At 58.1% G+C, this 9,356-nt stretch carries 11 protein-coding genes and 1 tRNA gene; 3 read left to right on the top strand and 9 right to left on the bottom strand.

Annotation, left to right across the window (positions count from 1 at the left end; translation table 11 throughout):
- The 3 genes from rsmD to V7080_RS20085 all read left to right on the top strand — a co-directional run.
- Window positions 1-558, top strand: a 558-nt coding sequence (gene rsmD / locus V7080_RS20095) for a 16S rRNA (guanine(966)-N(2))-methyltransferase RsmD (RefSeq protein ID WP_334190170.1), incomplete at its 5' end; no start/stop codon positions are given.
- 30 nt (window positions 559-588) lie between these two features.
- A complete protein-coding gene (gene coaD / locus V7080_RS20090; protein WP_334190169.1) occupies window positions 589-1,074 on the top strand; it encodes a pantetheine-phosphate adenylyltransferase in 486 nt (161 codons plus the stop codon).
- Window positions 1,075-1,364: 290 nt separating this feature from the next.
- The gene (locus V7080_RS20085) at window positions 1,365-1,619 is read left to right on the top strand and encodes a YfhL family 4Fe-4S dicluster ferredoxin (RefSeq protein ID WP_334190168.1); all 255 of its coding nucleotides are present in this window, start codon (window positions 1,365-1,367) and stop codon (window positions 1,617-1,619) included.
- Here V7080_RS20085 and V7080_RS20080 read toward each other — a convergent pair.
- The 9 genes from V7080_RS20080 to V7080_RS20040 form a co-directional block, all read right to left on the bottom strand.
- The gene (locus V7080_RS20080; RefSeq protein WP_334190167.1) at window positions 1,616-2,710 is read right to left on the bottom strand and encodes a GGDEF domain-containing protein; all 1,095 of its coding nucleotides are present in this window, start codon (window positions 2,708-2,710) and stop codon (window positions 1,616-1,618) included. The genes V7080_RS20085 and V7080_RS20080 overlap by 4 nt on opposite strands.
- Before the next feature lie 137 nt (window positions 2,711-2,847).
- Entirely contained in the window at window positions 2,848-3,702 is an 855-nt protein-coding gene (locus V7080_RS20075; RefSeq protein WP_334190166.1) for an MOSC domain-containing protein, read from the bottom strand.
- Window positions 3,703-3,749: 47 nt separating this feature from the next.
- Entirely contained in the window at window positions 3,750-4,841 is a 1,092-nt protein-coding gene (gene ychF, locus V7080_RS20070; RefSeq protein ID WP_334190165.1) for a redox-regulated ATPase YchF, read from the bottom strand.
- A gap of 187 nt (window positions 4,842-5,028) precedes the next feature.
- Window positions 5,029-6,123 (bottom strand): patatin-like phospholipase family protein, encoded by a 1,095-nt coding sequence (locus V7080_RS20065; protein ID WP_334190164.1) that lies wholly within the window; start codon window positions 6,121-6,123, stop codon window positions 5,029-5,031.
- 40 nt (window positions 6,124-6,163) lie between these two features.
- A complete protein-coding gene (pth, locus tag V7080_RS20060; RefSeq protein WP_334190163.1) occupies window positions 6,164-6,739 on the bottom strand; it encodes an aminoacyl-tRNA hydrolase in 576 nt (191 codons plus the stop codon).
- 124 nt (window positions 6,740-6,863) lie between these two features.
- Window positions 6,864-7,475: a 50S ribosomal protein L25/general stress protein Ctc gene (locus tag V7080_RS20055; RefSeq protein ID WP_334190162.1), complete on the bottom strand. Its 612-nt coding sequence runs from the start codon at window positions 7,473-7,475 to the stop codon at window positions 6,864-6,866.
- Window positions 7,476-7,630: 155 nt separating this feature from the next.
- Window positions 7,631-8,581, bottom strand: coding sequence for a ribose-phosphate pyrophosphokinase (locus V7080_RS20050; protein WP_326858291.1), 951 nt, complete (start codon window positions 8,579-8,581; stop codon window positions 7,631-7,633).
- A gap of 99 nt (window positions 8,582-8,680) precedes the next feature.
- Window positions 8,681-8,757: transfer RNA gene (locus tag V7080_RS20045), tRNA-Gln, on the bottom strand.
- A 71-nt stretch (window positions 8,758-8,828) separates the two neighbouring features.
- On the bottom strand, window positions 8,829-9,356 hold a 528-nt coding region (locus tag V7080_RS20040), incomplete at its 5' end, for a 4-(cytidine 5'-diphospho)-2-C-methyl-D-erythritol kinase (RefSeq protein ID WP_442947260.1).

The following is a 9,356-nucleotide window of genomic DNA, read 5'->3' as shown; positions in this document are numbered from 1 at the left end:
TGGAAGCGCACGCCGCTGCCCGTGCTCGAAGTTGAGGGTTTGCGCCCGACTCCCGATCGGGTACGTGAAACCTTGTTCAACTGGCTCGGCCATCTGCTGGACAACTCATGGGAGAAGGTCGCCTGTCTTGATTTGTTTGCCGGTACCGGGGCACTCGGATTTGAGGCAGCCAGCCGGGGTGCTGCAGAGGTGGTGATGGTGGAGGGCAGTGCGGCTGCAGTCCGGCAACTCGAAGCGACGAAAGTCAAATTGCAGGCTTCACAGGTCAGCATTCTGCGTGGTGATGCGGGGACGACCGTGCAAAGGCTATCGACACGCTTCGGTGTAATATTTCTTGATCCGCCGTATCATCAAGACTGGTTGCCGAGAATGCTGCCGTTATGCGATCGCCTTCTTTCGGACGATGGCTTGCTCTACGTGGAGTCTGAATTTTCACTGACGGGCGATGCATCGGTGCCGGATTGGCTGGCGGCTTGGAAGGTGGTGCGAGCCGATAAGGCCGGCATGGTTTTTTATCATGTGCTGCAGCGCAATACTTTGCCTCGAATTGAGGCATAATGCGCTTTCTTTTCGATCACGGAGCCCACGATGGTCACAGCAGTTTATCCAGGAACGTTCGATCCCCTCACACGAGGACATGAGGATCTGGTGCGCAGGGCGTCTGGATTGTTTGACAAGCTGATCGTCGGCGTTGCCGACAGCAAAAACAAAAAGCCTTTCTTCTCTCTCGATGAGCGTCTGCTGATCGCCAATGAGGTGCTCGGGCATTATCCGAATGTGCAGGTGGAAAGTTTTTCCGGCTTGCTGAAGGATTTCGTTCGACGGCATGATGCGCGCGTCATCGTGCGAGGTCTGCGTGCGGTATCCGACTTCGAATACGAGTTCCAGATGGCGGGCATGAACCGCTATTTGCTTCCGGATGTCGAAACCCTGTTTCTGACGCCTTCCGATCAATATCAATTCATTTCCGGTACCATCGTGCGCGAGATCGCTACACTCGGCGGCGATGTATCGAAATTCGTCTTCCCCTCGGTGGAAAAGTGGTTGAAAACAAAGATGGCTGCCGGCACATAAAGTAAGAGTCGTTCTTGGTTATCGGAATATTCTAATGGTTCGTATGGCGTTGATGATTACGCAACCGTATTCTGGGTTTGTGCAAAGCACGGCGTCGCACCGGGTTGCTCGTCGCACCCCTTGCGCGCCTGCAGGCGCGTGGAGTATTCGTCCTGTCACTGAGGTGGTTACATGGCGTTGATGATTACGGACACGCGGCCCGGGGTTTTGCAAAACATGGTTTTGCACCGGGTTGCGCCTCGCGCGCTTGCAAGCGCGCGGGGGATTCGTCCCGTCAATGGAGTGGTCATATGGCGTTGATGATTACGGACGAATGCATCAACTGCGACGTTTGCGAGCCCGAGTGCCCCAACGATGCGATCTACATGGGCACCGAGATCTATGAGATCGACCCGAACAAGTGCACCGAATGCGTTGGTCATCATGACGAGCCGCAATGCCAGCAGGTTTGTCCCGTCAGTTGTATTCCATTCAATCCTGCCTGGCGTGAAACGAAGGAAGAGTTGCAGGCAAAGTATGAGCGGCTGCAATCCGAAAAGAGCTAGTCCGCAGCGACCACCCGGTTTCGACCTTCCTTTTTGGCCCTGTACAATGCCCGGTCCGCCCGGGCGATGAATCTGCGGGCAATTGCATCTACTGGCTCGATGCCGTCGGTTTCATTCAGCATCGCTACCCCGATCGATACCGTCACCTCGAGTTTCTCGCCGCTGCCAAGTTCCAATGCCGGCTCCGCGACGCTTTGCCGGATGCGTTCCGCCACGCTTGCTGCATCCTTGCAATCGGCGTCGATCAGCATCACGACGAATTCCTCTCCGCCGAAACGCCCAAGTGCATCCGTCATCCGCAGTTCCGCCTTGATGCGCGCCGCGACTTCCCGCAGCACTTCATCGCCCGCCTGGTGTCCGACCCGATCGTTGATCTGTTTGAAATGATCAATGTCGATATACATGCATGACAATGCATACCCCTGCCGGCGCGTACGGCCGATCTCCTCGAGCAATCGCCGTTCGACGTAGCGGCGGTTGTTGACGCCGGTGAGCGGATCGGTGAGTCCAATGTGTTTGAGGCGTTCATGGTTGAGAACATTTTCCAGGCATATGGCGACGATCGACCCGCGGTGTTCAATGAAGTCGGTTGCCATATCGGGCGAGAAGCGGGTCGGATCGAAGCTGCCAAGATTCAGGCAGCCGATCAGCCGGCCCTGACGCCGCAGCGGCATCAAGGCAACACTCTTCGGCATCGGAATCGGTTCGGGGAAAAGGAATCCGTGGCGCTGCTCGGTGTAGAGTTCCAGCAGCGGCCGATCAAGGCGGCCGCACAACTCGCCGAATTCCGATTCGTCCTGCGCGAACAGCAAATGCGGGAAGTCTCGCAACGGTATTTGCAGGTCCGCCAATATGCGGCGAATGTCATATGCCGGGTCGATCAGCAGCAGCGTGACGACGTCGAGCCGGGATGAAACCGGCAGGGTCTGAAAGATGCTGGATACCAGTTCCCGAAAACTCCCCGCGCCGATAACTTCGAGATCCAGGGCGTGCTGGTGGCGCAGGATCTGCTGATTGCGGCGGGCCTGTTCGAGCAGCTCGTTCAGGTAGATGCGCAAGCGCTGATTTTCAGAGATCAGTTCGTCCGACATTAGGCATGCGCTCCGATGGCAATTCACCTATCAGCGGCCGTACTTTATTTCCCGAAATCGCCTGTCAGGTGTGCACGCATACTATCGCGACTCATTCCCGACCGCAACAATGGCGAAGAAGCGGCAAACACCAAGTTTTAACGAAATGCAATCTGCATTTCCACGTCCTGACCGATACGCAGGATCTGACCTTCACCTTCGGTAAGGATGGCGTTCATGCCGAACGCAATGCCGCCGCCGATATCGGGATTGCTGCGATACGTACGCAGTACATCGATCGGGTCCGGTCCGGCGGTACCAGTGGCCTGATCGATCGACGGGATCGGGCAGCGAGGGCAGGGCTTGACCGGCTTGAGCGCGGAGCCGCCGATCCGGATGTATTCCGCGTAGTCTTCCTCAAACGCTTCAACCCCGTCTATGACGATATTCGGGCGGAATCGATTCATCGGCAGCGCATCCCGCCCCGACGCAACGAGCTTTCCGTTCAGGTCAGCCAGCGACGCCTGCGAGATGACCAGCACCGGATACCCATCCGAGAACATGGCCGGGACTTCCATGCCGCCGGTTCGGGCGGTGTCGGCAATCCGCTTCGCATCCGGATGAAAACGCACTAGGCGGCATGGTGTGCCAAGAAACTTGGAAAACCAGGTCGCTGTCGTTTCATCGCAATCGTAGGCTTTCACGACATCGCCCCAAATCCTGACGTCACGCGTGGATGCATGATCCGGGTCCGGCAGGTCGAGCGGCACATCGAGGCCGAGCATGCCCGGTGCCCGCAGCTCCAGCATGTCCGATTTGAGGCGCGGCCTGACCAGCGCCATCTTCGGAAACTCGCGCTGGGTCAGGAACTCGCCATCCATATCGACGACCACCCATTCGCGGTCATATATATGATCAGTCATCAAACCGGCCGCTGTGATCGTGGCTTCGCGCAGCGCGATGCCGGCGCAGGACTTGATTGGATATAGGTTCAGCTCGGTAAGCGTTGGCATGGGATTACGGGCGGCGCAATACGGGTCGATATGGGGCAGGCGTCGAGTTAGACGTTGAACAGGAAATTCAGCACATCGCCATCCTTGACGACATACTCCTTGCCTTCCGCGCGCATTTTGCCCGCTTCCTTGGCGCCCTGCTCGCCCTTGTAGGCGATGTAATCGTCGTAGGCAATCGTCTGGGCGCGAATGAAGCCACGTTCGAAATCGGTGTGGATGACACCCGCCGCCTGCGGCGCCGTGGCACCGACCGGGACGGTCCATGCGCGCACTTCCTTCACGCCGGCGGTGAAATACGTCTGCAGTCCGAGCAGCTTGAAGGCGGCGCGAATCAGGCGATCCAGTCCCGGTTCTTCCATGCCCATGTCGGCCAGGAATTCGCCTTTGTCGGCATCGTCGAGATCGGCGATTTCGGCCTCGATGGCGGCGCAGATGGCGACGATGGGAGCGTTCTGCTCCTTCGCGTAGGCGGTCAATTGGTCCAGCAGCGGATTGTTGGTAAAGCCGGTGTCCGAGACGTTGGCAACATACATTGCCGGCTTGGCGGTGATCAGGCAGAGCGGTTTGATCAATGCCAGTTCTTCCGCATCCAGGCCCAGTGCGCGTACCGGCTTGGCATCATTCAGTTCGGGCATGATGCGTTCCAGCAGTGCCACCAGCTTGGCCGCTTCCTTGTCGCCGGAGCGCGCTTTCTTGTTTTCACGATGAATCGCCTTTTCGACCGTCCCCATGTCGGCCAATGCCAGTTCGGTCTGGATGACCGCGATGTCGTCGAGCGGACTGACCTTTCCGGCAACGTGGATCACGTTCGGGTCTTCGAAACAACGCACGACGTTCACGATGGCATCAGTTTCGCGGATATGTGCCAGGAACTGGTTGCCGAGTCCTTCACCCTTGGACGCGCCGGCAACCAGGCCGGCGATATCGACGAATTCCACGACCGCAGGGAGAATGCGTTCCGGCTTCACGATCTCTGCGAGTGCCTGCAGGCGCGGGTCCGGCACTTCAACGATGCCGACGTTCGGCTCGATGGTGCAGAAAGGATAATTTTCGGCGGCGATCCCGGCTTTGGTAAGCGCATTGAAGAGGGTGGATTTGCCGACGTTAGGCAGGCCGACGATGCCGCATTGGAGACTCATGGTATGTGCTTCGCTTGAGAGAGGAATTAACCCGCTATTTTACCGTAGCGAGCCCTTGGAACAGGTTCCCAGGCCGTTGATAAACTGCCGCGCGGCCCGTTTTGCGGCCTGTGACGCTCGGCGCAGGTTTGAATGTGTGCGCTTTACGGCCGAAAATCGACTTGCCCGTGCTGTTTTCAGCAGCCGGTCAGAGCGGGCGCACGATGGACATGTCGGGTTTTTCGACGAAGGCGGCGAATGCATCCCGCAGCCTGCCGCCTTCGCTGATGGCAAGTTGCCAATTCAGGATACGCAAATCGTGATTGATGCCGTAGTAGAGAAAGTCATTCCGGTCCGGCAGCTTGCCGCGGGTAAGCGTTCGCAGAAACGCGGTTGACGGCGAGACCAGGATGACGTTATCCAGCCAGTGACGGTTCCGCCCAATGGACGCGCGTCGCCAGGGGAGTTGCTTGTCGAACCATCCGGGAACCAGGTGCGCACCGAAATGCGGATAGAGTACCAATCCACCTTCCGGGTTGCCGACAACGCGCGAGTAGGGCAGGGCCAGGTGGTAGTCGATCAGTCCGCCATCCCAGTATGTGCCGGCCGGGGCATGGGCGACGTCTCGGACCGGCTCCATGATGAAGGGCAACGTGGCCGAGGCCAGCAAGGCGGAATGGATGTTGTCGGCTGACAGCAGTGAGAAATGGGTGTTGAACGCATCGAACTTCGCTTTCAGCCAGAACGCCGGATCGCGCGCATCGCCAATCACGACGCGTTCGAGATGATGCGCCAGTTGGGAACGGGAAAGCATGTTGCCGAGCACCGCGGCACCGAATCCGACCATGGCCGATGCCTTGAAGCGCGGCGCTTTCAAAAAGCGACTGCCGCGCGATGCGAGGATATGCAGACGATGGTGGGGATGCTGCGTGACCGCCGCTTCCTCCCCGGCGATTAGATCCGCAAGAAAGCGGGTGCAGAACTCGCTGACCGTCTGCGGGGACGGCTTGGGCGGATAGCGTTGTTCGCAATACAGGTCGCCGAGCCGCTGGAAGGCGGCGACCGGGTCGGCGGAACATGCCGCAGCCATCCTCCAGGCGCCGATGGAGGCGCCGATCAGCGATCGTTCCCGGGGCGCCGAAGGCAGCCAGGTGCCGAACAGCCATTGGTCGAGCTTTTGAAAGATGAGCCCCTTGGGGCCGCCTGCCGCCGCGGGAACGATCGCGATGTCCTGTGCGCGCAGACCTGCATTGCGCAAGTGTTCCATGGCCTTTGGTCCGGCGCTGATGGTGATCATGCTCATTGCGGGCGTTCGTCCCTCAGGCACGGTGCATGAACGCGGATCATTTCGCGGTGTGCAATTGCATCATCGCAGCTTCGAACTTGCCTTCGCATAGCAGCGGGATCACGGAGAGGCTGCTGGAGATCGCGCTGTCGATCAGCGGCTGTTCTTCCTTGCGGGGACGATGCAAGACGAAATCCACCACAGCCTGCTGCAGATTCAGCGATCGGGGATGGCCGATGCCGATACGCAAGCGCCAGTAATCCTGGGTGCCGAGCGCAGAAGTGATGTCCTTCAGGCCGTTGTGCCCGCCCGACGAACCGCCTTTCTTGATCTTGGCCGCACCGGGAGGCAGGTCAAGCTCGTCGTGGACCACCAGGATTTCATCCGGCGCGATTTTAAAGAAACGCGCCAGCGCGCCCACCGATTGCCCCGAGCGGTTCATGTAGGTTTGCGGCTCTATCAGCCAAACCTCCTGGCCGGCGATGTTCTTTTTTGCTACCAGCGCGTTGTAACGCGACTCGCGCGTCAGTGCGCCGCTGGCCAGTGCATCGACCAGCCAGAAGCCCGCATTGTGGCGTGTGAGTTCGTATTCCGGTCCGGGATTGCCGAGGCCGGCGATCAGGCGTATGGGCATGGTGATGGAAATGGTTGTCGATTCAGGCGGCAATTATCCCGGATTCGGCAAGGAAACACGCGGGCAATAAAAAACCCGCCAAGTTGGCGGGTTTTTCACCCGGCTATCAAGCCGAAAATGCAATTTACTTCTTGTCGTCCGATGCGCCTTCGGCAGCGTCGTCAGCGGATACCTGGCCGGCTGGGATGCTTGCGGTTGCGATCGTCGGGTCGTCCTGTCCGTGCAGAACGGCGGTCACGCCTTTCGGCAACTGGATGTCGCTCAGGTGAATCGTGCCGCCGGCTTCCATGTTGGAGAGGTCGACTTCAACGAATTCCGGCAGGTCGCCCGGCAGGCAGGAGACGTCCAGCTCGTTCATCACGTGGCTGATCACGGCGGAGGACAGCTTCACTGCGGGAGATACTTCCGCATTGATGAAGTGCAGGGGCACCTTGGTGTGGATCTTCTGCTTCGCATCGACGCGCTGGAAGTCAGCGTGCATGACTAGCTGCTTGTATGCGTGCATCTGGAAGTCGCGCAGCAGAACCTGTTCCACTTTGCCTTCGATTTCCATGTCGAGGATCGACGAATGGAATGTTTCCTTTTTCAGGGCATGGAACAGAGCGTTATGGTCGAGCGCGATTGCGACAGGGGCGCTCGTGCCACCGTAGACGATGCCTGGGGTTTGACCAGCATTGCGCAGGCGGCGGCTCGCTCCGGACCCCTGCTCTTTGCGTGGGAATGCGATAACTTTCATTTTGAAGCTCCAATAGATGCAAGGCGTCTTGCCTTGCGGTTTAATCCCCCGCGACCAGGGGATTCAAAGGCCGGCTTCTTCGAAGCCGGGAATTCAAACATGGCAGGCAAACACGCCCGGCTCAAACTGGCCGGGAAAAATTGCCAACCGAAAACTTAGTCCGCAAACAGCGACATCACCGAATCGCCTTTGGAAATCCGCTTGAACGTTTCCGCAAGCAGATCGGCGCAGGTGAGCTGGCGGATCTTGTGGCATGCTTTCGCAGCCGGCGTAAGCGGGATGGTGTCCGTGACGACCAATTCATCAAGAGGCGATGTTGCGATACGTTCGATCGCCGGACCGGAAAGCACCGGATGGGTGCAATACGCGATGACCTTCTTTGCGCCACGGTCCTTTAGCACTTCGGCGGCCTTCGTCAGGGTGCCGGCGGTGTCAACCATGTCATCCATGATCACGCAGTTGCGGCCTTCCACTTCGCCGATGATATTCATCACTTCCGATACATTCGCTTTCGGACGGCGCTTGTCGATGATGGCAAGATCGCAATCCAGGCGCTTTGCGAGTGCACGTGCGCGCACGACACCGCCAACATCGGGCGACACCACCAACAGGTCATCGTAATTCTTGCTCACCAGATCGCTCAGCAGGATCGGCGATGCGTAGATATTGTCTACCGGGATATCAAAGAAGCCCTGGATCTGGTCTGCATGCAGATCCATGATCAAGACGCGTTCAACACCGGCTTCCTGGAGCATGTTGGCGACTACCTTGGCGGAAATCGCCACCCGGGCGGAGCGCGGACGACGGTCCTGGCGGGCATAACCGAAGTAGGGGATCGCCGCGGTGATGCGGCCGGCGGAGGCCCGCTTCAGCGCATCGACCATCAACATGATTTCCATCAGGTGATCATTGGTCGGCGCACAGGTCGACTGCAGCACGAATACATCCTTGCCGCGCACATTCTCGTTGATTTCAACCATCACTTCGCCGTCGGAAAATTTCGAGATAACGGCTTTGCCGAGGGGAATGCCGAGCTGTTTTGCAACGCCGGCAGCCAACTCCGGATTTGCATTGCCCGTAAAAACCATCAGGTTTTCAAGCGCCATGAGGTACCTAAGTGCAATGGTTAAAATTGAAAGCCGCCATAGCTTGACATTCTTGTCTTGCGTTGGCGGCTTGTATGTATTTTTTTATTTTGAATTTAATGGCAGGGGAGGAAGGATTCGAACCTTCGAATGCCGGAATCAAAATCCGGTGCCTTGACCAACTTGGCGACTCCCCTACACAACCGGTCGTTTGTGGCCGTATTTTGTGCGCATGGCGCAACTGAAATACGGCCACAAAAAATTTTGGCTATGACTTCAACAAGTGCGACAGCGGATGTTGCTGTATCGCCCGGGCTTTCCAAGCGTTCCAATGTGCCGGTTCGCTTTCCCGGATTTCCCGTATCGCCCGGTCTGCTTCGTGTTCGTGAGTAAATCCACAAAACACACACGCACCAGAGCCGGTCATCCTTGCTTCCCCATATTGCCCGAGCATTTCGAGTGCCTCGGCGATCTGTGGAAACATCCTGGTTGCCACGACTTGCAGGTCGTTCTTTCCGAAGCCGATGGAGGCCTTGGAAAAGTCCGTTATTCTGACCGGTTTTGTATTCCGTGTCAATTCCGGTGAGGCAAAAATGGCGGCGGTCGGCGCGGCGACACCTGGTTCGATGACGACATACCAACAATCGGGCGTTTCCAGCGGCATGAGTTCTTCGCCCACGCCTTCCGCAAATGCGTTTTGACCATATAGAAAGAACGGCACGTCGGCGCCCAGCCGCAAGCCCAGCGCCATCAGTTCGGCGCGGGTGAAACCGGTTTCCCATAGATGGTTCAGCGC

The organism is Noviherbaspirillum sp., from assembly GCF_036846085.1.
Classification (GTDB): Bacteria; Pseudomonadota; Gammaproteobacteria; order Burkholderiales; family Burkholderiaceae_D; genus Noviherbaspirillum.
Note: the sequence above shows the minus strand (reverse complement) of the source record. Positions and strands in the feature narration are given on the sequence as shown.

Coding starts and splice junctions, on each gene's coding strand:
- coaD (WP_334190169.1), top strand. CDS start 589: ATGGTCACAGCAGTTTATCCAGGAACGTTCGATCCCCTCACACGAGGA.
- V7080_RS20085 (WP_334190168.1), top strand. CDS start 1,365: ATGGCGTTGATGATTACGGACGAATGCATCAACTGCGACGTTTGCGAG.
- V7080_RS20080 (WP_334190167.1), bottom strand. CDS start 2,710: ATGTCGGACGAACTGATCTCTGAAAATCAGCGCTTGCGCATCTACCTG.
- V7080_RS20075 (WP_334190166.1), bottom strand. CDS start 3,702: ATGCCAACGCTTACCGAGCTGAACCTATATCCAATCAAGTCCTGCGCC.
- ychF (WP_334190165.1), bottom strand. CDS start 4,841: ATGAGTCTCCAATGCGGCATCGTCGGCCTGCCTAACGTCGGCAAATCC.
- V7080_RS20065 (WP_334190164.1), bottom strand. CDS start 6,123: ATGAGCATGATCACCATCAGCGCCGGACCAAAGGCCATGGAACACTTG.
- pth (WP_334190163.1), bottom strand. CDS start 6,739: ATGCCCATACGCCTGATCGCCGGCCTCGGCAATCCCGGACCGGAATAC.
- V7080_RS20055 (WP_334190162.1), bottom strand. CDS start 7,475: ATGAAAGTTATCGCATTCCCACGCAAAGAGCAGGGGTCCGGAGCGAGC.
- V7080_RS20050 (WP_326858291.1), bottom strand. CDS start 8,581: ATGGCGCTTGAAAACCTGATGGTTTTTACGGGCAATGCAAATCCGGAG.